A 22,365-nucleotide genomic window follows, 5' to 3' on the forward strand; every position below is an offset into this window, starting at 1 on the left:
CCGACCACCAGACCTGTCGCGGCTTCCCTAAGTACGCCAGGTTTGGATTCACGAAACGCGCTGCGCTTCGAGATGGCTACAAGCTACTAATCCACCATTGAACTGCCAGCCCATCCAAGGGATGGAGCATGACGCTCCCATCCCCTACCACTTCCATCACGCCTCACTCAGCAGCCCCAGGCTCTTGCCCTTGAGCACGGCCTGAGTACGACTGCGTACCCCCAGCTTGGAAAACAGATTGTGCAGATGCCACTTGATGGTGGCCTCCGACAAGTGCACTGCCTGAGCGATATCACGGTTGGAAAGCCCGGCCGCGACGAGCCGCAGGATCTCTCGCTCGCGATGGCTAACATCCTGATTTTCCTCAAAACTTTCCGTATCCACAGCCAGCCTACGGCACTGCTCGCGAAGCATTTCAGCAACACCCTGCCAGGCTGCGGCGCGCTTGGGCTCGGCGCTGCTCCAGGCGTCCCAGAGCGGCAGCAGCCACAGGGCCTCATCTTGGAACAGCCGGCGATAGCCGCATTGCCAGGCTTCTTCGAGGGTCGTGCGCAGCAAGGCGAAGGCTTTTTCGCTGTTACCTTTGCGCCAGTACGCCACAGAAAGTAACAGGCTCAAACGCAGACGCCGGTCGCGTTGGTGCTCGGCGCCCTGCTTGGCCAGACAAGTTTCCAGGCTAGCCTGGGCCTTCTCCACCCGTCGCTCGCTCAACGCCAGCCGCGCCTGGCTCAACGCCAGAGCAGTGTGAGCATCGCCATAGCGTTCGATGGGCAGCGCAGCCAGATGACGCTCCAACTGCATGTAAATGCGCTGCGCCTCGTTAGGCCGGCGCAACCACAACAGGAACTGCACCTTGCAGCCCATACCGAGGGCGAACACCCGCTCGTAGCCCGGCCCTTGCAAACCGGACAGCCACTCGTCGAGCTCTTCCAACCCTTGCTCAGCGGCACCGGCGAAGAAACGCGCACGCGCCATGACCAGCTTGCCGCGGCTGATCAGCTCGACCGGCGTGGCGACATCGCGCCAGGTCGTGGCCAACGGCAATTCGGCGAGGATCGCGCCATGGCGATCCTGCTCGTACAACAGATCGGCATACGCCAGCCCCAGCGGGCCACCGACCCGGCTGCGCCGGCCGAACACCTGCTCCACCCGCGCCCGCGCGGCCTCGGCCAGGGCGCGGCCACGCTCCAGCTCGCCATATTCCTTGCAGATCAGTGCCTCGATCAGGCTGGCCATCACATGCAGGTATTCGCTCTCGCACTCGCGCAGGCACTCGCGCGCGACGGCAATGGCCTTGGCCGCTTCGCCGAACTCGCCCAGCAGGGCGAACGCCGCGGCCTGCACGCACGCCAGGCTGGCACGAAACACCGGCTGGTTCTGCGGCACCAGGGCCAGCCAGTGACCGGCGACCTTGAGGCAGGCCTCGAGTTTGTCCTGATACAGCAGCACCAGCGCCTTGAGCACCTGGGCCGCGGCCAGCAACTCGATCAGGCCGAAATGAATGCCCTTGCCGCGCCCCTGGGTCAGCCGCGTGCTGACCTCTTCGATCAGCGCCTCGGACTCGGCGAACTTCTGTTCGAAAGCCAACTGCCAGGCGTAGAAGATCTGGAACACCGGCTGCTCGGCGATCACCACCGGCGGAATGTCCTTGAGAATGGCCAGGATGCCGTACACCCGGTTGCCGGCGATCAGACGCGCGCCCTGGCGCTCCAGCAGTTCGGCGGCGAAAGCGTAATCGCGGGCGCGCAGGGCGTACTTGATCGACTTGTCGGCCAGATCATGGCTTTCGCACCAGCGCGCGGCGGCGTGCAGCAGGTGTGCCGGGTCACCCCGCTTGGCCAGCCTGGCCTGGAGAAACTCGGCGAACAGGTGGTGATAGCGAAACCATTCACCCTGCTCGTCCAGCGGTATCACGAACAACTGCTCGCCTTGCAGCCGACGCAACATGTCACGCCCGTCGTGACGACCAGTCAGCGCATTGCACAGGTCGGCATTGAACTCGTCGAGCACCGAGGTCTGGTCGAGAAACAGCTGCAGGGCTTCAGGCAGGCTGGCCACCACATCCTCGGCCAGGTAATCGGCAATGTTGCGCTCGGAACCCGAAAGACCGGCCAGAAACGCTGCACGATCATGCTGTCGCGGCAGCGCCAGGGCGGCCAGGTGCAAAGCGGTAATCCAACCCTCGGTGCGGGTATACAGCTGGTTGAGTTCAGCTTCATCCAAAGCCAGGCGCTTGATGTCGCGGAAATAGGCGGCGGTCTCGGCACGCGTCAGGCGCAGGTCCTCGACCTTGAGCCAGAACGCCCAGCCGCCGAGCGACGGCGGCTCTTCGAGAAAGCGCGGCTGATAACGCGTACTGACCGCCAGCCGCACATGCTTGGGTAGGCGCTCTACCAGGTAGCGCGCGCCCTGCCCGAGAGAGGGATGCCGAATGCGATGAAAGTCATCCAGCATCAGGTACAGCTCGCCAGGAATTCCCTTGAGGTCTTCGAGAAAGGCATCGATCACGGCTTCGATCGGCCAGTTGACCTCGCCCTGAAGCAGCGCCGAAGCACTGCGCCCAACGCCCGGGCAAGCCGCTTCGATGGCCGCCACCAGGTACTGGAGAAATCGTGGCGGCTCACTGTCGGCCTCATCGCAGGACAGCCAGGCGACTCGCGCGCCTTGCGCCTGCAAGCGACGGCGCCACTGGCTGAGCACGGTGCTCTTGCCGAAGCCGGCTGGCGCACTGAGCACGATCAGGCGTTGTTCACGGGCAGCCTGCAAACGCTCCAGCAACGCTGAACGCTCCAGCAGCGGAGCGCCTTCGCCATGGGCTGGATAGAGCTTGGTACGCAGCAACGGAATAGCGGACGGACAGGACGGGGTCTGATTGGTCATGATTCGAGCAGGCTCAATTCGCGGGCACGGCGGATGGCTTGGGTGCGGTTACGCACCTTGAGCTTTTCGTAGATGTTGTGCAGGTGCCACTTGACGGTTCCCAGCGCCAGCGACAGTTGCTGGCCAATCTCTTCGTTGGACATGCCCTTGGCGGCGAGACAGACGACTTCACGCTCGCGATCGGTCAGTCCCTCCTCCAGCACATCCAGCGCCTGACGGGAGTCCTGGCCAGGCCAGATCGCCAGCAGACTGCGGATGAACCCCTGCAGTGCTGGCTGACGCTCCGCCGACTCCAACTGCTGCAGCAGTTGGCGAATGGCCTCGCCCTCTTCGATGAACAGGCTGCGCGCCTCTTCTCGTTCAGCGCCAATCAGGCACTGCACCAGCAGGCTCTGCGAGCGTTCCTGATAACCCAGGCGCTGATAGCTGAGGGCTGCCAGCAGATCCAGTCGCAGGCGCTGCAATCCGTGCCAGTTGTTCTGTAACTGGCTGCGCAGCTGGGTGATCTCGTGCAGGGCTTCACTGTAATGACCACGCGCCTGCTGCAGGCGAATACGGCTCAGGCCCAGCACCCAATTGACCGGATTGAAGCTGCGCTGCTTGTAGTGGCTGGCCAGCTTGGCCCAGTCCACCGATTTCAGGCGCTGCTCGGCACGCTTGCTGCGGTCGGCAGTTGGCTCCTGCAGGATCAACGAAATTTCATCGCCAATCGCTTGCACGTAGAAACGCCAGGAATGGTTTCGCGCGGCCAGGTTCTGCATCAGCACCAGCGTCGCAGCCGCTTCCTTCGGTGCATCCTGCAAGCGTTGCACGCGTGCCAGGCAAAGCATGGCCTGGGCATAGAGATCGATGGGGTTGATCACGTCGACCGTGGCCAGCGCCCAGCGCAGGCGCTCCTGCAAACCGTCCAGGCGGCCCTGATGGTAGGCAATCAGCGCTTCGCTGATGGTCGGCAGCACCAGTGCCCGCGACTTCTCGCCGAACCAGGGCATCATCCGCGCGCGCAGTTGCTCGAACAGCAGCTGCGCCTGCTTGACCCGTCCCTGCTCCAGGCAAAGGAGGATTTCCACGTTGGCCAGTTGCATGTCCAGGTAGTGGCCTTCGAGGAAATGATTGCGCTGCTGCGCCAACGCCAGGAGTTTACGTGCCTGCTCGGCCTGACCGAGCATCACGTTGGCCAACGCCCCAACGGTGAGAATCGCCACCTCGAGAAATGCGGTGTGCTGACCGAGTTGCGCTTCGATGCGGCGCGCCAGGCTCACGCAGGTGTCCAGATCGTCCTTCTGCAAGGCGATCACTGCCTTGATCGCCAGGGTCGCCAACAACTTGTCGCTGAGCGGGCCGGACGTGCGGGATTCACCCCAGCGCTCCAGCAACTCGTCGAGCATACGATTAGCTTCACTCAGGCCCAGCTCGGTCGCGCGCGTCCAGACATCGGCCAGAACCAGCACAGGGAAACGTGCGGCAATCTCGTCCGGCACATGCTGGCGCCACTTGTAGATGAGATTGAGCTGCCCACGGTTGATCAGCTCCAGGCCACAGCCGTCGAGCAGCGCGGCCAGCATCTCGGCATCCTCGGCAAGACAGGCATGCTCGATGGCCAGGTTCTGCATATGGTGATTGGTGAACCACAGACTGGCGTTGAAATGCAGCTGCTTGAAGCGCTCCGGATCACGCTCCTTGAGGCGGTTGCGCAAGAAGTCAGCGAACAGGTTATGAAAGCGATACCACTGCCGCTCACGATCCAGTGGCAACAGGAACAGCTGCATGGCCTCCAGTTCCTCCAGCAACTGTTGGCCGTCGTGGCGCCCGCTCAGGGCATTGGCCAGGTCGCCACTGAGCTGCTGCGCCACGCCCAATGCCAGCAGTTGCTCCTGGCGCTCAGCGGGCAGTTGCTCGAACACCGAACGCAGCAGGTAATCGCCCACTGCCGTCTGGTCAGCGCCCAGTTCGGTCATGCGTTCGACCGGCCGTGGCTGATGACGCAGCCACAGGCTGGCCAGGTGTACGCCGACCATCCAGCCCTCGGTGTGGCTGTACAGCTCGCCGAATGCCTCGTTATCGAGCTGCAGGCCGCTGCGCTCGAGATAACCGCGCGCCTCCTCGGGATTCAGCCGTAACTCCTCGCTGCCGAGTTCCAGCAACAACCCCTTGGCACGCAGCGTGGCCAGGCTCAGCGGCGGCTGCGAGCGGCTGCCGATAGCCAGGGTGAAGGTCGGTGGCGTCAGTTTGATCAGGCGATTGAGCGCAGCCAGTAACTCCGCATCCTGGATCAGGTGCAGATCATCGAGTACCAGCAGCAGCGGCGCCTGGTGCTGCGTCAGATCTACCAGCAGGCTTTCCATCACCGCCTCGACCGGCACCCGCATGGTATTGCGCAAATAGCCCAGCGCGTCTTCACCCAACCCCGGTAGCGCACGGCTCAGAGCTTCGATGAGTTGCTGAAAGAAACGCACTGGGTCGTCATCGCCTGGGCCAAGCGACAGCCAGGCCACAGCGGAGCCAGCATTACGACGCTCAGCAGCGAGCATCGCCAGGGCAGTGGTCTTGCCAAAGCCGGCAGGGGCGGAAAACAGCACGAGGCGGGCATGAGGATGGGCACAAAGCGCAGCTTCGACCTGGGGTCTTGCCAGATAGTCAGCGCAAGCCTGGGGCGGCGAAAGCTTCGAGCGCAGCAGGCTTCCAGCGGCTTGACCTACGACGTCATCCATAGCCTGGATCCCTTCATTAATTATTGTTCTGGTACTAGGGTCTGTTTCCATTTCACTCGCGGCCGCGCCGGAGCCAGTTTTAGCGCGGGGCTAGGCGCGAGACGCGAAGTTTGGTCGCCCCAATGAGCCGTCGAGCAACAACGCCCCGCGCTAAAACTGGCCCGGCCCTTAGGGTTGCGCGGGAAATGACTCCCGCTGTCGTTGCAGGACTTGGCAAGGGAATCACCATTACCGGCGTCCTGCGCCTAATCGGGAGCCATTTCTCGCGGCAACGCGGCTCGCGATGAAACGGGAACAGACCCTAAATTCAACGTCCTGGCACCGCTCAATACTAATCAGCTGGACACATCCGAGTAAACACGGGCAGAAGCTCTAGGATGAATGTTAGCGGCAGACTACAATCGCCCTTCCACCCTTCCTGACGACCACGCATGCCCAGCTGCTCCCTGCACCCTCTGCCTTATCGCGCCGACCCTGCGGAGTACTTCCAGCGTATCCGACAAGCACCGGGTGCTGTCTTGCTGGATGCCGGGCGACCGGGTGCCGAGCGTGGACGCTATGACCTTATGAGCGCTTGGCCATTGGCAGAGCTGGCGCCGACTGCCGACGAATCGGCCAACGCTTTCCTGCAACGCCTGCGCGGCGCGCTGCAGAGCCTTGGTCCGGCACAATTGGCGGACGGCCACAGCGCACCATTCGTCGGCGGGCTGATCGGCTACCTGGCCTATGACTTCGGTCGTCGCCTGGAAGACTTGCCTAGCCAGAGCCGCGACGACCTGGGGCTGGAGGATGCGCGCTTCGGCCTGTACGGCTGGGCGCTGATCAGCGATCACCAGCTTGGTACCAGCGCACTGCTGTTCCATCCCGCCCTGGCACAACCCGAGCGTGAACGCCTGTTGGCGTTGTTCCAGGCGCCACACACGGATGCACCTGCAAGCTTTCGCCTCAGCCAGGCCTTTCATGCCGATCTGACTCAAGCCGACTATCGTCAGGCCATCGAACGCATCCAGGCCTACATCCTGGCTGGCGATTGCTACCAGGTGAACTTTGCCCAACGCTTCCAGGCACCGTGCGAGGGCGACCCCTGGGCTGCCTATCTGGCGCTGCGCAAGGCCTGCCCTACGCCCTTCTCCGGTTTCCAGACTCTCGCCGATGGCGGCGCCATTCTCAGCCTGTCACCCGAGCGTTTTCTCAAGGTCAGCGCTGGCCAGGTGGAAACCCGGCCGATCAAGGGCACCCGCCCGCGCGGCAGCGATGCCCAGGACGACCAGGCACAGGCACAGGAACTGCTGAGCAGCCGCAAGGATCGTGCAGAGAATCTGATGATCGTCGATCTGTTGCGCAACGATCTCGGCCGCAGCTGCCGCACAGGCTCGGTACGCGTGCCAGAGCTGTTCGCTCTGGAGAGCTACCCCAACGTGCATCATCTGGTCAGTTGCGTCACCGCCGAACTGGCGCCAGGCAAGGATGCGCTCGACCTGGTTGCCGGCAGCTTCCCCGGGGGCTCCATCACTGGCGCGCCGAAGATTCGCGCCATGCAGATCATCGACGAGCTCGAACCAACCAGGCGCGGCCTGTACTGCGGCTCGTTGCTGTATCTGGACGTACGCGGCGAGCTGGACAGCTCCATCGCCATCCGCAGCCTGCTGGTCAAGGATGGACAGGTCAGCTGCTGGGGCGGCGGCGGCATCGTCGCCGACTCCAACTGGCAGGCCGAGTATCAGGAGTCGATCACCAAGGTGAAGGTGCTGCTGGAGACGCTGGAGGGGCTTTAAAACGTAGGGCCGGATGCAACCCGCCAGATCCGACAGCGAGTTGCACCCGGCCCTATGTCGGCTACAGGCTCAGCTTGCGGTTCGATGCCTTGAGGAATTCCTGCTTCAGATCCTCGTAGGTATGCACCGCCGGGAACTGCGGGAACTCGCGGATCACGTTGTCCGGCGCATGGAACAGGATGCCGGCGTGGGCCTCGCTGAGCATGGTGGTGTCGTTGTACGAGTCACCGGCCGCAATCACGCGGTAGTAGAGGCTCTTGAAGGCGAGAACGGATTGGCGCTTGGGATCCTTCTGGCGCAGCTGGTAGCTGACCACGCGATCATTTTCATCAGTGATCAGACGATGGCACAGCAGGGTCGGGAAACCGAGCTGGCGCATCAGCGGCTGGGAGAACTCGTAGAAGGTGTCGGAGAGAATCACCACCTGGAAGCGTTCACGCAGCCAGTCGACGAACTCCACCGCGCCATCGAGCGGCTTGAGCGTGGCGATCACGTCCTGAATGTCCTTCAGCTTCAGGCCATGCTCATCGAGAATGCGCAGGCGCTGCTGCATCAGCACATCGTAATCGGGGATATCGCGGGTGGTCGCCTTGAGCGACTCGATACCGGTTTTTTCCGCGAAGGCGATCCAGATTTCCGGAACCAGTACACCTTCCAGGTCGAGACACGCGATTTCCACAGGCCACTCCTCGGTTGAGCCAAAAAGGAGCCGGCACTCTAGCCGCTGGGCCTGGCGGGCGCAATGCGACTGTTTATAACCATATTGAAGCTCTACCATCCAGCTAGTTATTTAGCTGCATAACCGGCCTTTGCTACCATCGCGCCTTCACGCACACGATCTGGAATCCTCACCATGGAACTCGACCTGGACGCGCTCAACGCCGAATTCGGTAACCAGCCAGAAAAGCTGGTTCAGTGGGCCATAGGGCTGGGCAAACCCGCCATCTGCACCACCAACTTCCGCCCCTTCGAAGCGGTGATCCTGCACATGGTCAGCCAGGTCAAGCCGGATATCCCGGTGGTCTGGATGGACAGCGGTTACAACACCGACGCGACCTACCGCTTCGCCGATGAGGTGGCCCGCAAGCTCAACCTCAATCTCATCACCTACCTGCCCAAGCGCTCGCGTGCGCACCGCGAGGCCATCGACGGCCCGGTGCCGGCTCTGGATGATCCGCGTCATGCCGCCTTCACCGAAGAGGTCAAGCTCGAGCCATTCGCCCGTGCCCTGCGCGAGACGGCGCCCAGCGTCTGGTTCACCGCCCTGCGCGCAACCGACACCGCCGTACGCGCGCAGATGGATCCAATCAGCATCAACCCGGATGGCCTGATCAAGGTCGCCCCACTGCTGCACTGGTCGTCCAAGGATCTTTATCAGTACCTGGTGGCCCATGACCTGCCGAACGAGTTCGATTACTTCGACCCGACCAAGGGCGAGGACAATCGTGAGTGCGGGCTGCACCTGAGCCACTGATCCTCTCCAAAAACGAAAATGGCGCCCAAGGGCGCCATTTTCATTTGCGTACGGACTCAGTGCATCGGCAACTCGACACCGCTGAACAACTCTTCCAACTCGGACTTGTTGTGGCACTGCACCGCCTTGGCCAGCATGTCGCGGGTCAGGTGCGGAGCGAAACGCTCGATGAAGTCGCACATGAAACCACGCAGGAAGGTGCCACGACGGAAACCGATCTTGGTCACGCTGGGTTCGAACAGGTCATCGGCATCGAGCACCACCAGATCCGGATCGAGCTTGGCGTCGACGGCCATCTTGGCCACGATGCCCACACCCAGGTTCAGGCGCACGTAAGTCTTGATCACGTCGGCATCGGCTGCGGTGAACACCACCTTCGGCGTCAGGCCGCGGTGACTGAAGGCCTCGTCCAGTTTCGAGCGGCCGGTGAAACCGAATACGTACGTGACGATGGGATGCTCGGCCAGGGCTTCGAGGGTCAGCTTCGGCAACTTGGTCAACGGATGTCCCTGCGGCACCACTACGCAGCGGTTCCAGCGATAGCAAGGCATCATGATCAGGTCGTTGAACATCTCCAGCCCTTCGGTGGCGATGGCGAAATCCACGCTACCGTCGGCCGCCATCTCGGCGATTTGAGTCGGCGTGCCCTGATGCATGTGCAGCGCGACGTCCGGGTACTGCTTGATGAACGCACTGATCACCGGCGGCAAGGCATAACGCGCCTGGGTGTGCGTGGTGGCGATGGAGAGTGTGCCCTTCTTCTCGTTGGAGAACTCCTGGGCGATCTGCTTGATGCTCTCGACCTTGCGCAGAATCTCACCGGCAGTGGTGATGATTCGCTCACCGGCCGGGGTGACACGAGTCAGGTGTTTGCCACTACGGGCGAAAACTTCCACGCCCAGCTCGTCCTCGAGCAAACGAATCTGTTTGCTGATCCCTGGTTGCGAGGTGTACAGGCTTTGAGCGGTAGCCGATACGTTGAGGTCGTGGTGCGCGACTTCCCAGATGTAGCGCAGTTGCTGAAGCTTCATATATTTCCCTCAGAGCAGTAAGGCAGACCAGTAGCCGCCAATGCCGTATATAACCATATTATTGGTTTAATCGCACATCCTAGATCATTTACTAATTTATCTCCTATAACTCACCATGCCCACGATGCTGCAGCATCGGCACCAGATAAACCGGAACATCGGCCAGCTGCACCAGCCTCGCGGCCGTGCGCCCCAGCGGTACGGCCAATGCAGGTCCATGGCTATGACTGCCTACGACCAGCAGATCCACGCCGAGTTTCTGCGCTTCCCCAAGAATCACTGCAGGCGGGTCGCCTTGCAGCACACGCACAGCTCGAATCATTTGCAGATCCTGCTGGGCATCCCCCAACTCATCGCGAAAACCTTCGAGCACACGCTGCTCGATGCTCGCCATCACCGTATTCAGACCATTGCGCCTCAGCTCGGCCAGGGTGTCCTCATCGAGGTAGGTCTGCAGCACGGACTCGGCGAACAGCCCCATCGGCTCGACCGCATGTACCACGTACAGATCGGCCTTGAAGCTGCGTGTCAGCGCCAGGGCATGCTGCAATACATAGGAGGCATAGAGACCGAGATCGGTGGCATAGAGTATGGAGCGGATCACGTGGCCTCCTTGACTGCTGGCTCAGGCCCTTGATTGAGCTTAGCAGCGCGCCAGATAAAGCAAGGTGGGAGGCCTTATTTAGGACGAATGGCTATATGCAGCCATTCATATGAATGACGTAGGCGCCACGCACGCGCTCAGGGCAGCAGTTCATTGCTCACGCCATGCGGCACATGACCGGTCGCCACCACCTGGCGCGCCCTCTCGCAGTGCCCGGTCTGGTCATCGAAGAACACATCGGCAGCGAAGGCTTCGAGCACTGCCGACTTGTCCAGCCCACCCAGGAAGAACGACTCGTCCAGGCGAATGTTCCACTCGCGCAGGGTGCGAATCACCCGCTCGTGTGCCGGTGCCGAACGCGCGGTGACCAACGCGGTACGGATCGGGCAGTCTGCCTCGGGGAATTCCTGCTGCAGGCTGTGCAGAGCCGCCAGGAAAGGTTTGAACGGCCCGCCCAGCAGCGCCTGCCGCGCGGCTTCGCGCTCGTGATCCTGGAAGGCATGCAGACCACCACTCTGGTAGACGCGCTCGGAATCGTCAGAGAACAGCACCGCGTCGCCATCGAAGGCGATACGCAGCTCGTTGCTGTTTGCTCGTCGCGCGCCACCGGAAAGCAGGGTCGCGGCACCAAAACCCGCCTTCAGCGCGTTACGCACGTCATCGGCGTGGGTGGAAAGGAACAGGTGGCAACCAAAGGCCGCCAGATAAGGATCTGGGCTGCGACCACCCACGAAAGCAGCACGAGAGATGCCCAGGCCATAGTGCTGGATCGAATTGAACGCCCGCAGGCCGGTATCGGCGCTGTTGCGCGAAACCAGGATGACCTCGACACGCTGCTCACTGAGCCGCTTGTTGAGCCCCAGCAGCTTCTCCACCAGCGGGAAGGCGTCGCCCGGCATCAGCACTTCATCTTCGTGCTCGATCTGATAGCGGCGGTAGGCCTCGACCCCTTCGCTCTCATAGATCTGGTGGCTTTCACTCAGATCGAACAGCGCTCGCGAAGAAATCGCCAGCACCAGTTTGTCCCCCAGCCCCTTGCCCATGCTTAGGCCTCCTGACGAGCCTGAATGAAACGAAGCGCCTGATATAGCGCGCGTACCTTGGGCATGTCGATACCACCCGCCTCAGCCGCCGCCAGCGGCGCTGCATAGATCGCGTGCAGTTCCGCAGGTCGCCCCTGGGCGAAGTCGTGATACATGCTGGGCAGGTAATCGGGCATTCGCTCGGTGGCCGCCAGCAGCTTGTCGGCATAGTTCTCCGGCATGCCATGGCCGAGCGCCTGGGCGGCCTGGATCACTTCCAGCATCATGTCGCGAATCAGCACACGACTGTCAGGGTTGGCCATCAGTCGGCGCGTATCGGCATCGAGCAGGACGGAAAGTCCGTTGTAGGGCACGTTCCACACCAGTTTCTGCCAGCGCGTCTGCGCCAGATTGGGCATGGCCATCGAATCCAGCCCGGCCTTACGGAACAGGCCAGCGCCCTCCTCGACCAGCGCCAGACGCTGCTCATCATCGTTCGCTGGCCCGGAATGGTAAGCCAGGTTGATCGCCCCCAACGCCTGGTGCTCGATCACTCCAGGCGCACTGCGGTGCACGCAGATGTAGCAGAGCCCGCCAAGCAGATGCAGGGTGTCGGGCAGCAAGGGCCGCAACTCGTCCTCCACGGCCAAGCCATTCTGCAACAGGACGACCTTGGCACCAGGCGCGGCGGCTTTGGCGATCAGCGGCGCCAACTCGGCATTGCCGGTGGTTTTCGCACCAACCAGCAACCAGTCGCACGGCGGCATGTCTTCAACCCGCTGGTAAGCCTGCACTGGCGCCAGCTGCACAGCACCATGCACGGCACTATTGAGCTGCAGCCCCTGCTCGACCACCGCGGCGTATTCACTGCGCAGGAGAAAATGCACGTCATAGCCAGCCCGTGCCAACAGCAAACCATAGAAGCCGCCAATGGCGCCGGTACCGATAATGCCGATGCGCGGCGCGGGTATTTGAGACATCAGGGAAGCTCCTCAGCCGGGCGAAGCGCTGCTTCGCTCATGGCGGCAACAAGATCATTGGGAGTAAGGCGTGACTGCAGCGCGCCAAAGAACTGACCATCGCGAACCAGAAACAGCGCGGGCAGGTGAAAAACCTCGTAGCGCGTCACCAACCCGGCATTGTGGCCTGCATCGACCCAGCACAGACGCTCCGCCGGCAGCGCCATACCCGGCAGCGCCTGGCGCGCCCAGCGACAGCTGGCACAGCCCATGCTAGTGAACACCAGTAGCGACGTACCGGGCAGGTCGAGCAGAAGGCGATCCGCATCCAGGTCGGTCAGTTCCAATTGCGCCGCTATACTGGACTCACTGATATCAGTTTGCCTGCATTTGAGGTCGGTGTTCATGCGTAAATTTTTGCGTCATCCAAGCGATATGCCAGTGGAACTGGTGCTGCGCAAACAGGCCTGCATTCCCAGGCAACGGCTGAACAATATCAGCCTCGGTGGGGTCGCGTGCAACTCACCGCGCGGCTTTCGCCGTGGCACCTCGGTGGAGCTGCGCATCCCACTGCTCGGCGAGCAGGCCCGCTACCCCGGCGTGATCGCCTGGTGCAAAAGGCAGGCGGAAGATTATCTGGTGGGCATCGCCTTCATTGACGAGGACACCCTGTTCCGTGCGCGCATGGTCGAACAGGTCTGCCAGATCCAGCATTACCGCAAACAACTGGAGCAGGAGTCCGGCGAGGCCAGGGCCATCGAACAATGCGCTAGCGAGTGGATCGCCCAACATGCCGCAGAATTCCCCTATACGACCTAATACTCCCAATCTATGAGCCTCATTGGACTTAACGCCCATTGTCGCGACGCCGCGTACGCGCTAAGGTTCCGCTCCCCCTGCGCAAACTAGCTGTGCACCGCCATAGGGGATCGCTGGCGGCCGGCACCCGTGACCTGACGACCTGACCCGATGAATAGCACGATGGCTGATTTACCGATCGACGACCTCAACGTCGCCTCCAACGAAACCCTGATCACCCCCGACCAGCTCAAGCACGAAATCCCCCTGACCGATGCCGCCCTGAAGACCGTCGCACATGGCCGCCAGGTCGTACGCGACATCCTCGATGGCAAGGATCACCGTCTGTTCGTGGTGGTTGGCCCCTGCTCCATCCATGACATCAAGGCCGCCCACGAGTACGCCGAGCGCCTCAAGGCGCTGGCTGCCGAGCTGTCCGACAGCCTGTTCCTGGTCATGCGCGTGTATTTCGAAAAGCCGCGTACCACCGTCGGCTGGAAAGGTCTGATCAACGATCCCTACCTGGATGACTCGTTCAAGATCCAGGACGGCCTGCACATCGGCCGCAAACTGCTGCGCGACCTGGCGGAGATGGGCCTGCCCACCGCTACCGAAGCGCTCGACCCGATTTCCCCGCAATACCTGCAGGATCTGATCAGCTGGTCCGCCATCGGCGCACGCACCACCGAATCGCAGACCCACCGCGAAATGGCCTCGGGCCTGTCCTCGGCCGTCGGCTTCAAGAACGGCACCGACGGTGGCCTGACCGTGGCGATCAACGCACTGCAATCGGTTTCCAGCCCGCACCGCTTCCTCGGCATCAACCAGGAAGGTGGTGTTTCCATCGTCACCACCAAAGGCAATGCCTATGGTCACGTGGTACTGCGCGGCGGTAACGGCAAGCCCAACTACGATTCGGTCAGCGTGGCCATCTGCGAGCAGGAGCTGAGCAAAGCCGGCATCCGCCCGAACATCATGGTCGACTGCAGCCACGCCAACTCCAACAAGGATCCGGCCCTGCAACCACTGGTACTGGAGAACGTCGCCAACCAGATTCTCGAAGGCAACAACTCCATCGTCGGCCTTATGGTGGAAAGCCACCTGGGCTGGGGCAGCCAATCGATTCCGAAGAATCTTGACGACCTGAAGTACGGCGTTTCCATCACCGATGCCTGCATCGACTGGGAAACCACCGAGAAGAGCCTGCGCAGCATGCACGCCAAGCTCAAGGACGTGTTGCCCAAGCGCCAACGCAGCTGAGGGTACTGCGCACATGAAAACGCCGGGCAATGCCCGGCGTTTTCGTATTCGATTCCAGTCCTTAGCTGGCCTGGTGGCGCTGACGCCGCTCCATGTAACGCTCCACATAGGAGCAGGACGGGATCACCGTGTAGCCTCGACCTTCGGCATAGCGCAGCGCGTGCTCGGTCAGTGCCGCCGCAATACCGCGCCCGCGCAGGGAGTTGGGCACGAAGGTGCGATAGATATCCAGCGTCTGCTTGCCCAGATCCATGTAGGCCAGATACGCACGATCACCCTCGACCGTGGTCACGAACTGGTGACTCGCCTGATCATGCTGGATGGACAACGCCTCGCTCATCTTCACTCCTCTAGCCACGAACCCGTCGCGACGCCTTTGTATTTCTTACCGGCGCTTTGATAAAAGCGCAACTTTTCGTCCACATGCGGACGCTGCTTGACCCAAGCTTATCAGGCGGCAGACCGGCCAGTCATGCGCTATCACAGGCTCAGCAGCGCAATGCAGAGCAGAACGGCCACGACCGGAATCAGCACGGTGATGACGAATATATCCTTGTATGCCTGCTTGTGAGTCAAGCCCATGATCATCAGCATGGCGATCACCGCCCCGCAGTGCGGCAACGAATCCAGGCCTCCAGCAGCGATGTTGGCGATACGGTGCAGCACTTCCGGTTCGACGCCCATTTCCAGATAGTGTGGCGCCAGGGTCTGCATGAAGATCTGCAAACCGCCAGAAGATGAACCGACGATACCGGATACCACGCTGATCGAAGCGAATACCGAGAGCAGCGGAGGCAGATCCGCCGCCAGTATCCACTGCACGAACTGGCCGAAGCCTGCGGTCTGCGTGACCACCCCACCGAAACCGATAACCGCGGCGGTATTGAGCAGCGGCATGATCGCGTCATCCGCCCCCTGCCCCAGCAACGCCAGGGTATTGCGCCGCAACGGCGCGAACATCAGCACGGCGACAGCGGTGGCCAATACCAATGCCAGACTCGGCCAGAGGATCGGCTGAGCATGACTGAACGCCAGAATTGCGCCCCAAACACTCTCGGCTGACAGCTCGACAGCGAACAACATCAGCAACCGCGGCAGCAGGATCACGCCCAGCACCACGATGATCGGCACCAGCGCCATACCCCAGTGCGGCCCTGCTCCCGGAACACCAGCCAATTGCGCCATGCGCTCGTCCTGGGCATTGGGCTCGAAGCCCTCGCCACACTCCCGAGCCAGCCGCCACTGCCGCTGCAGATAGGCCATTCCCAGCACCACCATCACGACCGAAGCGAACAAACCGATCCAGGCACCGGCGAACAGGTCAGTACCCAATGCACTGGCGGCGATGACATTGTGGATCGACGGCGACCCAGGCAGCGCGGTCATGGTGAAGGTTCCCGCCCCCAGGGCGATAGCTGCACAAAACAGACGCTTGGGCAGATTGGCCTCGCGCATCAACGTGATCCCCAGCGGATACATGGTGAAAATCACCACGAAGACCACCACGCCACCATAGGTCAGCACCGCGCACACCAGCATCGCCACCCAGAGCGTACGTTGAGTGCCCAGCCCCCGAGTAATCGCCTGCGCGATACTGCTGGCAGCCTGGCTGGCCGCCATGACCTTGCCGAAGATAGCCCCACAGAGAAACAGCACGAAGAATTTGCCGGCAAAGGTGAATGCACCCAGCGGGCCAAAGGGAAAGTGTTCGAGCAAGGCGGCCGGCACGGAGAGCGCATTGCTCACGGCCACCAAAATAGAGCACACCAGCGCCGCGATGAAGATGTTCACACCGCGCAGCGCCATGAAAATGAGCAAGCCCAACCCCAGCAAGAGCCCTGCATTACCGAGCATATTCGCCCCCGTATTTATTGTTCTAGTTTTCTAACCGGGACAGTTATAACAGCCCCGATGGTGGCGTGCCCTGACAACTTTGATTGTTTTTTATACAAGTAACGCAGGTTCGGCCCTGGCCCAGCCCATCTGCTATAAAAAAAAAGTGCAACTCTTGCACTACTTCCGTTTACTTACTAAAAGTAATAGGTAGTATGTAGGCCGGCTAATTTCCCGCCGTTGGGGAATTGCTTTTATGGAAAACTCCACCTCAAGGGGAACACGATGAACAACGTTCTGAAATTCTCTGCTCTGGCTCTGGCCGCAGTTCTGGCTACCGGTTGCAGCAGCATCTCCAAAGAAACCGAAGCTCGTCTGACTGCTACCGAAGACGCAGCTGCTCGCGCTCAAGCCCGTGCCGATGAAGCCTACCGCAAGGCCGACGAAGCTCTGGCTGCCGCTCAGAAGGCTCAGCAGACCGCTGACGAAGCCAACGAGCGCGCTCTGCGCATGCTGGAAAAAGCTAGCCGCAAATAAGCGACCCAGCTTTCGAAAGCCGACCCAGGCAACTGGGTCGGCTTTTTTATTGCCCGCGCTTGGCTAACTTTTCCCTCGGGCAATAAAAAGCCCGCCGGTACAAGTACGAGCGGGCTGTTTGTCAGATGCGTTAGAACGGGTTATCGCTGCTCGCAACGACATGATCGTCTTGCGTGGCGATCGGCACCGGCAAACCATCTTCCGAAGCCACCACTTCGCGCACCATCTCCCAATCCAGACGCAGACCACTAAGCTCTTCACGCTTGAGCAGGGTATTGATCACCGCAGTGTGCTTATCGACCACCGACGGATCACCTTCATCATCCAGCGGCGCGTGGGCTTCCAGATAGACCTTGCCGCCACTCACGCCAAACTTGTATGGCTCGTTGAGGATGCGTACTGGCGTGCCTACCGGCACCATCGCGGCCAGTTCCAGAACATTGTGGTTGAGCATGCGGAAGCAGCCATGGCTGACACGCATGCCGATACCGAACTTCTTGTTCGAGCCATGAATCAGGTAGCCGGGGAACGACAGGGTCATCTTGTACGGCCCCAGCGGGTTGTCAGGACCAGGCGGCACAACGGTTGGCAGGATATCGCCGTCAGCTGCGTGCTCATCGCGGATCGACTGCGGCGGATACCAGGCAGGGTTCGGCGTCTTCACCGTCACACGGCCCACACCCAGCGGCGAGCCCCAACCCTCGCGGCCAATACCGAGAGGATAGGTATGTACCACGTTCTCACCTTTCGGGAAGTAGTACAGACGGTACTCGGCCAGATTGATCACGATGCCTTCGCGCGGGCCTGGCGGCAGCACATAGCGTGTAGGCAGGATGACCTCGGTGCCTTCGCCCGGCAACCAGGGGTCGACGCCCGGGTTGGCGGCGACCATTTCCAGATAGCCCAGGTCGTTCGCAGTTCCCAGATCAGCGAAGGTGTCCTCGTACTTGGCCTTGATCACCTGTACCTGGCCGACCACATCTTCACCCGGCGGCGGCAGTGGCAGTTCGAGCGCCTGTACGGCTGCGCTGGAGCACAGCGCCATGAGCGTCAGGCAACGGTTGACCGCAGAGAATCGCGACAACATCCGGGATGTCCTTGATGAGTTGAATGAAATTACTGTGATTGTACACCGCCATACGGACGTCGGGCAGACGTCAGCTATCCGCCCAATTCGAGCACAGCCCCTGGCGTTGCGCCTCGAAGGTAGCCAGGCACGCCGGGCACAAGCGGCGGTCACGCAACAGAGGCTTGTCCAACTGACGCCAACGCGGCTGCGCCGGCAACAAGCCGCCGCACAGGGTGCGGTCGGCGTGGCCGCCCAGACGCAGCTGCCGGGCAACCAGATGCAGGCGCACTTCGCGGCAGGCGAACAGATCCAGCTGTTCGTCTGGCTCGATCAGTTGATAGGCGTAAAGGGACCAGGCAAGACGCGGCATCTGGGGCTCCATGACAGGCCGGCCACATTAGCCGAAAGGTCTGAAGCCGAAAAGCCTGAGAGCCCATCTACGACCCGCTGCGCGTCGCCCCTGCCACGTCAAAAACAGACTCGAAATGCTCATGTGCCACAGCACACACCGCTCTTTCACCTGTTTTTCCTTGCATGACACTGGCTCGCGAGATCGTAGGCAGCCTCTCAAAGCAGCGGTTTCAGGGCTGGCCAGGCATTCTCCAGAAGCAGTGGTTGCGCGCCCTCCGTGGGATGGATGCCATCGCGCTGCATCATCCCCGGCACACCGCCTACCCCTTCAAGAAAGAACGGCACCAGCGGCACCTGCTTCTGCTCTGCCACATCGCTGAAGATCTGGGCGAAGGCCGTGGTGTAGCGCGCGCCATAATTGGGCGGCAGGCGCATCCCCAGCAGAAGCACCTTGGCCCCAGCCTGCTGCGACTTCTCGACCATCAACGCAAGATTCTGTTGCAATTGCGCAGGGGCTTGTCCACGCAAGCCATCGTTGCCTCCCAGCTCGATGATCACCAGCTCCGGCTTGTGCTCGGCAAGCAGCGCAGGCAGCCGCGCGGCGCCGCCTGCGCTGGTGTCACCACTGATCGAAGCGTTGATCACCTTGTGCTCGAAACCTTCATCGGCAAGGCGTTTTTCCAGTAGTGCGACCCAGCCCTGGCGGCTATCCAGGCCAAAAGCCGCGCTGATACTATCGCCGACCACAAGCAGGGTGCCTGAAACCGCTCCCTGGGCCCAGAACAGCAGGGCCAAGGCACCACTCAGCCACCATGCACGCATTTGGAATCTCCATGACTTCGAGCATTCTCGTTGCGCGGAACCTTAGCAAAGTGGTCAGCAGCACGGAAGGTGAGCTGACCATCCTTCACGACCTCGATCTCAGCCTGGACAAAGGCGACAGCCTGGCAATCGTCGGCAGCTCGGGCTCGGGCAAGTCCACCCTCCTCGGGCTGCTCGCCGGACTCGATCTGCCCAGCGGTGGCGCAGTGCTGCTGGCCGGCAAGGATCTCGGCGAACTCGATGAAGATCAGCGCGCACGCCTGCGTGCCGAACATGTTGGCTTCGTCTTCCAGTCGTTCCAGCTACTCGACAGCCTCAACGCGCTGGAAAACGTCATGCTGCCGCTCGAACTGGAGGGCCACGCCGATGCCCGCCAGCGCGCCCGCGCCCTGCTCGAGCGTGTCGGCCTGGGCCAGCGCCTCACTCATTACCCGCGGCAGCTGTCCGGCGGCGAACAACAGCGCGTAGCCATCGCCCGCGCCTTCGCCGCCGAACCGGATGTGCTGTTCGCCGACGAGCCCACCGGCAACCTCGACAGCCACACGGGCGAACGCATCAGCGACCTGCTGTTCGAACTCAACCAGGAGCGGGGCACCACTCTTGTACTGGTCACTCACGACGAGCGCCTCGCCCACCGCTGCCATCGCCTGATCCGCCTGGAAGCCGGCCATCTGATCGACAGCGTGGAACCCTGATGAAACAGCCCTTCACTCGCCTGCTGTCGCTAGCTGCTCGCCAACTGCTGCGCGACGCCCGCGCCGGCGAGTTGCGCGTGCTGTTCTTCGCTCTGCTGGTGGCAGTAGCGGCCAGCAGTGCCATCGGCTATTTCAGTGCGCGCCTGAACGACGCCATGCTGCTGCGTGCCAGCGAATTTCTCGCTGCCGATCTGCGCCTGAGCGGTAGCTCGCCTGCCAGTGCCGAACAGATCGAAGCCGGGACACGGCTCGGGCTCGACCACGCCCGGATGGTGGAGTTCTCCAGCGTGGTAGCTGCCGACAACGGCATTCAGCTAGCCAGCATCAAGGCCGTCAGCAGCAGTTACCCATTGCGCGGCGAATTGAAGAGCGCGGCCGCGCCCTATGCGGCAGAAGAAACGGGATCTGGCCCGGCATCCGGAGAAGTCTGGGCCGAAGCACGGCTGATGGTCGCGCTGGATCTGCAGGTCGGTGATGAAATCGAAGTCGGCGCCAAGCGTCTGCGCCTGAGTCGCGTCCTCACCTATGACCCGGACAGCGCAGGCGACTTCTACAGCCTTACCCCCCGCGCCCTGATGAACCTCGATGACCTGGCCGCCACCGAAGTGGTGCAGCCAGGCAGCCGCGTGCGCTTTCGCGAGCTCTGGCGCGGCGACAGCGATACCCTGGCAGCTTACCGCCAGGCCGTGGAAAGCGGCCTTGAGCCCAGCCAGAGCCTGGATGACGCACGTGATGGCAACCGTCAGATCGGCGGAGCCCTTGGCCGTGCCGAGCGTTACCTGAACCTGGCCAGCCTGGCCGCGGTACTCCTCGCCGGGGTGGCTGTCGCCCTCTCGGCCGCACGCTTCGCCGCACGCCGTTTCGATGCCAGCGCCCTGCTGCGCTGCCTGGGCTTGTCGCGACGCGAGGCGCTCGCCCTGTTCGGCTTGCAGCTGGCCCTGCTCGGCCTGCTTGCCTGCCTGTTGGGCGCCCTGCTTGGCTGGGCCGGCCAGCACATCCTGTTCTACCTCCTGCAGGGCCTGATTCCGGCTGATCTGCCGCCCGCCAACCTGTGGCCCGCTCTGGCCGGCATGGCCACCGGCCTGGTGGCGCTGGCCGGTTTCGCCTTGCCGCCGCTGGCGGCACTCGGTCGCGTGCCGCCGCTGCGCGTGCTGCGCCGCGACATGCTGCCGGTACCGGCCAGCTCCTGGCTGGTCTATGGCGCCGCGCTGATCGCACTTGGCCTGATCATGTGGCGCCTGAGCCTGGATCTGCGCCTGACTCTGGCACTGCTCGGCGGCGGTCTGCTGGCAGCGCTGCTGCTTGGCGGGCTGCTCCTGCTCGGCCTGCAGAGCCTGCGTCGCCTGCTGCAACGCGCCGCCCTGCCCTGGCGCCTGGGCCTGGGTCAATTGCTGCGCCACCCGCTGGCCGCCGCTGGCCAGTCGCTGGCTTTCGGTCTGATTCTGCTGGCCATGGCGTTGATCGCCCTGCTGCGTGGCGAGTTGCTCGACACCTGGCAGGATCAACTGCCGGAAGATGCCCCGAACCACTTTGCCCTCAACGTACTGCCCGCCGAGCGTGATGCCTTCGCCGCCCGCCTGACAGAGCTGTCACCGCACCCTGCGCCGCTGTATCCGGTGGTTCCAGGTCGCCTGGTGATGATCAACGACGAGCCGGTACGCCAGCTGGTGACCAAGGAAAGCCGCGGTGAACGCGCGATCCAGCGCGATCTCAGCCTGACCTGGTCGCAGGAGCTGCCGGCGGACAACCGCATCACCAGCGGTGCCTGGTGGTCAGGGCGAGATGACGGCCTGCCGGGCGTCTCGGTCGAATCCGAACTGGCGGAGAGCCTGCAACTCAAGCTGGGAGATCGCCTGCGCTTCAATGTCGGCGGGATCGAACGCGAAACGCAGGTCACCAGCTTGCGCGAAGTGGATTGGGACAGCTTCCAGCCCAACTTCTACATGATCTTCGAGCCGCAGACCCTGCAGGATCTGCCCGCGACCTATCTGACCAGTTTCTATCTGCCGCCTGGACAGGATGCCGAACTGGTCAGCCTCAGCCGCGCCTTCCCCAGTGTCACTCTGCTGCAGGTCGACGCCCTGCTGGCGCAACTGCGCAGCATTCTGGCGCAGGTGACCCTGGCTATCGAGTATGTGCTGCTGTTCGTGCTCGCCGCGGGCATCACCGTGCTGCTGGCCGGACTGCAGGCAACCCTCGATGAGCGCATTCGCCAGGGCGCCTTGCTGCGCGCGCTCGGGGCCGAACGCAAGCTGCTGATCAACGCTCGCCGTGCCGAGTTCGGCCTGCTCGGCGCCGCCGCTGGCCTGCTGGCCGCCGTCGGATGCGAACTGGTGAGCTTCCTGCTCTATCGCTACGCCTTCGACATGAGCTGGCAACCACACCCATGGCTACTGCTGCTGCCGGTGATCGGCGCCTTGCTGATCGGTATGGCGGGGGTGCTTGGCACCCGCCGCGCCTTGAATGCCAGCCCGCTGAGCGTGCTGCGTGAAGGCTGAGAAGGATCGGAGGGGTTTGCTAGACTGGCGCCCCCTCCACACACCT

General features: G+C 62.3%; 20 protein-coding genes. 7 read left to right on the top strand and 13 right to left on the bottom strand.

What is annotated here, in order from left to right:
* Positions 1 to 156: 156 nt before the first annotated feature.
* Entirely contained in the window at positions 157 to 2,880 is a 2,724-nt protein-coding gene (locus HS968_RS14515) for a helix-turn-helix transcriptional regulator (RefSeq protein ID WP_182366691.1), read from the bottom strand.
* Complete coding sequence (locus HS968_RS14520) at positions 2,877 to 5,591, bottom strand: LuxR C-terminal-related transcriptional regulator (protein WP_182366693.1); 2,715 nt, start codon at positions 5,589 to 5,591, stop codon at positions 2,877 to 2,879. Before HS968_RS14520 ends, HS968_RS14515 begins: the two co-directional genes overlap by 4 nt.
* 431 nt (positions 5,592 to 6,022) lie before the next feature.
* Here HS968_RS14520 and pabB point away from each other — a divergent pair, with 431 nt between their 5' ends.
* A complete protein-coding gene (gene pabB / locus HS968_RS14525) occupies positions 6,023 to 7,366 on the top strand; it encodes an aminodeoxychorismate synthase component I (protein ID WP_179624794.1) in 1,344 nt (447 codons plus the stop codon).
* Positions 7,367 to 7,427: 61 nt separating this feature from the next.
* Here pabB and thrH read toward each other — a convergent pair whose 3' ends face one another.
* Positions 7,428 to 8,045, bottom strand: coding sequence for a bifunctional phosphoserine phosphatase/homoserine phosphotransferase ThrH (thrH, locus tag HS968_RS14530; RefSeq protein WP_106740600.1), 618 nt, complete (start codon positions 8,043 to 8,045; stop codon positions 7,428 to 7,430).
* Positions 8,046 to 8,219: 174 nt separating this feature from the next.
* Between thrH and HS968_RS14535 the strand changes: the two genes are divergently transcribed.
* Positions 8,220 to 8,840 carry a phosphoadenosine phosphosulfate reductase domain-containing protein gene (locus HS968_RS14535; protein ID WP_182366695.1) on the top strand — a complete coding sequence of 207 codons (621 nt, stop codon included), beginning with the start codon at positions 8,220 to 8,222 and terminating at the stop codon, positions 8,838 to 8,840.
* 56 nt (positions 8,841 to 8,896) lie between these two features.
* Here HS968_RS14535 and cysB read toward each other — a convergent pair whose 3' ends face one another.
* The 5 genes from cysB to HS968_RS14560 all read right to left on the bottom strand — a co-directional run bounded on the left by cysB (position 8,897) and on the right by HS968_RS14560 (position 12,863).
* Positions 8,897 to 9,871, bottom strand: coding sequence for an HTH-type transcriptional regulator CysB (gene cysB, locus HS968_RS14540; protein ID WP_037003999.1), 975 nt, complete (start codon positions 9,869 to 9,871; stop codon positions 8,897 to 8,899).
* A 103-nt stretch (positions 9,872 to 9,974) separates the two neighbouring features.
* A complete protein-coding gene (locus HS968_RS14545) occupies positions 9,975 to 10,475 on the bottom strand; it encodes a universal stress protein (protein WP_119691523.1) in 501 nt (166 codons plus the stop codon).
* Between the two features lie 137 nt (positions 10,476 to 10,612).
* Complete coding sequence (locus HS968_RS14550) at positions 10,613 to 11,518, bottom strand: 5'-nucleotidase (protein ID WP_179624792.1); 906 nt, start codon at positions 11,516 to 11,518, stop codon at positions 10,613 to 10,615.
* 2 nt (positions 11,519 to 11,520) lie between these two features.
* Positions 11,521 to 12,477 (bottom strand): putative 2-dehydropantoate 2-reductase, encoded by a 957-nt coding sequence (locus HS968_RS14555; protein ID WP_182366697.1) that lies wholly within the window; start codon positions 12,475 to 12,477, stop codon positions 11,521 to 11,523.
* Positions 12,477 to 12,863 (bottom strand): thioredoxin domain-containing protein, encoded by a 387-nt coding sequence (locus HS968_RS14560; RefSeq protein ID WP_179624790.1) that lies wholly within the window; start codon positions 12,861 to 12,863, stop codon positions 12,477 to 12,479. The genes HS968_RS14555 and HS968_RS14560 overlap by 1 nt, the downstream gene beginning before the upstream one ends.
* On the opposite strand from HS968_RS14560, the gene HS968_RS14565 reads away from it, so the two are divergent.
* Together HS968_RS14565 and HS968_RS14570 are read left to right on the top strand one after the other, a co-directional pair.
* Positions 12,862 to 13,275 carry a PilZ domain-containing protein gene (locus HS968_RS14565; protein WP_179624789.1) on the top strand — a complete coding sequence of 138 codons (414 nt, stop codon included), beginning with the start codon at positions 12,862 to 12,864 and terminating at the stop codon, positions 13,273 to 13,275. The two genes, HS968_RS14560 and HS968_RS14565, sit on opposite strands and share 2 nt — an antisense overlap.
* A gap of 162 nt (positions 13,276 to 13,437) precedes the next feature.
* Positions 13,438 to 14,514 carry a 3-deoxy-7-phosphoheptulonate synthase gene (locus tag HS968_RS14570; RefSeq protein WP_182366698.1) on the top strand — a complete coding sequence of 359 codons (1,077 nt, stop codon included), beginning with the start codon at positions 13,438 to 13,440 and terminating at the stop codon, positions 14,512 to 14,514.
* 61 nt (positions 14,515 to 14,575) lie between these two features.
* On the opposite strand, the gene HS968_RS14575 is transcribed toward HS968_RS14570, so the two are convergent.
* The gene (locus tag HS968_RS14575) at positions 14,576 to 14,854 is read right to left on the bottom strand and encodes a GNAT family N-acetyltransferase (protein WP_119691529.1); all 279 of its coding nucleotides are present in this window, start codon (positions 14,852 to 14,854) and stop codon (positions 14,576 to 14,578) included.
* 140 nt (positions 14,855 to 14,994) lie between these two features.
* On the bottom strand, positions 14,995 to 16,368 hold the full coding sequence (locus tag HS968_RS14580; RefSeq protein WP_182366700.1) for a GntP family permease: 1,374 nt from the start codon (positions 16,366 to 16,368) through the stop codon (positions 14,995 to 14,997).
* Positions 16,369 to 16,632: 264 nt separating this feature from the next.
* Here HS968_RS14580 and oprI point away from each other — a divergent pair, with 264 nt between their 5' ends.
* Positions 16,633 to 16,884: an outer membrane lipoprotei OprI gene (gene oprI / locus HS968_RS14585; protein WP_106740573.1), complete on the top strand. Its 252-nt coding sequence runs from the start codon at positions 16,633 to 16,635 to the stop codon at positions 16,882 to 16,884.
* Between the two features lie 130 nt (positions 16,885 to 17,014).
* Here the strand turns inward: oprI and HS968_RS14590 are convergent, their stop codons facing one another.
* The 3 genes from HS968_RS14590 to HS968_RS14600 form a co-directional block, all read right to left on the bottom strand.
* Positions 17,015 to 17,971: a L,D-transpeptidase family protein gene (locus HS968_RS14590; RefSeq protein WP_119691531.1), complete on the bottom strand. Its 957-nt coding sequence runs from the start codon at positions 17,969 to 17,971 to the stop codon at positions 17,015 to 17,017.
* 70 nt (positions 17,972 to 18,041) lie between these two features.
* Complete coding sequence (locus tag HS968_RS14595) at positions 18,042 to 18,323, bottom strand: hypothetical protein (RefSeq protein WP_106740569.1); 282 nt, start codon at positions 18,321 to 18,323, stop codon at positions 18,042 to 18,044.
* A gap of 197 nt (positions 18,324 to 18,520) precedes the next feature.
* The gene (locus HS968_RS14600) at positions 18,521 to 19,126 is read right to left on the bottom strand and encodes an arylesterase (protein ID WP_182366702.1); all 606 of its coding nucleotides are present in this window, start codon (positions 19,124 to 19,126) and stop codon (positions 18,521 to 18,523) included.
* Positions 19,127 to 19,137: 11 nt separating this feature from the next.
* Between HS968_RS14600 and HS968_RS14605 the strand changes: the two genes are divergently transcribed.
* Positions 19,138 to 19,821 (top strand): ABC transporter ATP-binding protein, encoded by a 684-nt coding sequence (locus tag HS968_RS14605; protein WP_119691533.1) that lies wholly within the window; start codon positions 19,138 to 19,140, stop codon positions 19,819 to 19,821.
* The gene (locus HS968_RS14610; protein ID WP_407681631.1) at positions 19,821 to 22,319 is read left to right on the top strand and encodes an ABC transporter permease; all 2,499 of its coding nucleotides are present in this window, start codon (positions 19,821 to 19,823) and stop codon (positions 22,317 to 22,319) included. Before HS968_RS14605 ends, HS968_RS14610 begins: the two co-directional genes overlap by 1 nt.
* Positions 22,320 to 22,365 lie beyond the last annotated feature (46 nt).

It is taken from the genome of Pseudomonas berkeleyensis (assembly GCF_014109765.1).
Taxonomy (GTDB): domain Bacteria; phylum Pseudomonadota; class Gammaproteobacteria; order Pseudomonadales; family Pseudomonadaceae; genus Aquipseudomonas; species Aquipseudomonas berkeleyensis.

What these genes read in the sequence shown, in the direction of transcription:
- HS968_RS14515 (WP_182366691.1), bottom strand. Translation starts at nt 2,880, where the DNA reads ATGACCAATCAGACCCCGTCCTGTCCGTCCGCTATTCCGTTGCTGCGT.
- HS968_RS14520 (WP_182366693.1), bottom strand. Translation starts at nt 5,591, where the DNA reads ATGGATGACGTCGTAGGTCAAGCCGCTGGAAGCCTGCTGCGCTCGAAG.
- pabB (WP_179624794.1), top strand. Translation starts at nt 6,023, where the DNA reads ATGCCCAGCTGCTCCCTGCACCCTCTGCCTTATCGCGCCGACCCTGCG.
- HS968_RS14535 (WP_182366695.1), top strand. Translation starts at nt 8,220, where the DNA reads ATGGAACTCGACCTGGACGCGCTCAACGCCGAATTCGGTAACCAGCCA.
- cysB (WP_037003999.1), bottom strand. Translation starts at nt 9,871, where the DNA reads ATGAAGCTTCAGCAACTGCGCTACATCTGGGAAGTCGCGCACCACGAC.
- HS968_RS14550 (WP_179624792.1), bottom strand. Translation starts at nt 11,518, where the DNA reads ATGGGCAAGGGGCTGGGGGACAAACTGGTGCTGGCGATTTCTTCGCGA.
- HS968_RS14555 (WP_182366697.1), bottom strand. Translation starts at nt 12,477, where the DNA reads ATGTCTCAAATACCCGCGCCGCGCATCGGCATTATCGGTACCGGCGCC.
- HS968_RS14565 (WP_179624789.1), top strand. Translation starts at nt 12,862, where the DNA reads ATGCGTAAATTTTTGCGTCATCCAAGCGATATGCCAGTGGAACTGGTG.
- HS968_RS14560 (WP_179624790.1), bottom strand. Translation starts at nt 12,863, where the DNA reads ATGAACACCGACCTCAAATGCAGGCAAACTGATATCAGTGAGTCCAGT.
- HS968_RS14570 (WP_182366698.1), top strand. Translation starts at nt 13,438, where the DNA reads ATGGCTGATTTACCGATCGACGACCTCAACGTCGCCTCCAACGAAACC.
- HS968_RS14575 (WP_119691529.1), bottom strand. Translation starts at nt 14,854, where the DNA reads ATGAGCGAGGCGTTGTCCATCCAGCATGATCAGGCGAGTCACCAGTTC.
- HS968_RS14580 (WP_182366700.1), bottom strand. Translation starts at nt 16,368, where the DNA reads ATGCTCGGTAATGCAGGGCTCTTGCTGGGGTTGGGCTTGCTCATTTTC.
- oprI (WP_106740573.1), top strand. Translation starts at nt 16,633, where the DNA reads ATGAACAACGTTCTGAAATTCTCTGCTCTGGCTCTGGCCGCAGTTCTG.
- HS968_RS14590 (WP_119691531.1), bottom strand. Translation starts at nt 17,971, where the DNA reads ATGTTGTCGCGATTCTCTGCGGTCAACCGTTGCCTGACGCTCATGGCG.
- HS968_RS14595 (WP_106740569.1), bottom strand. Translation starts at nt 18,323, where the DNA reads ATGCCGCGTCTTGCCTGGTCCCTTTACGCCTATCAACTGATCGAGCCA.
- HS968_RS14600 (WP_182366702.1), bottom strand. Translation starts at nt 19,126, where the DNA reads ATGCGTGCATGGTGGCTGAGTGGTGCCTTGGCCCTGCTGTTCTGGGCC.
- HS968_RS14605 (WP_119691533.1), top strand. Translation starts at nt 19,138, where the DNA reads ATGACTTCGAGCATTCTCGTTGCGCGGAACCTTAGCAAAGTGGTCAGC.
- HS968_RS14610 (WP_407681631.1), top strand. Translation starts at nt 19,821, where the DNA reads ATGAAACAGCCCTTCACTCGCCTGCTGTCGCTAGCTGCTCGCCAACTG.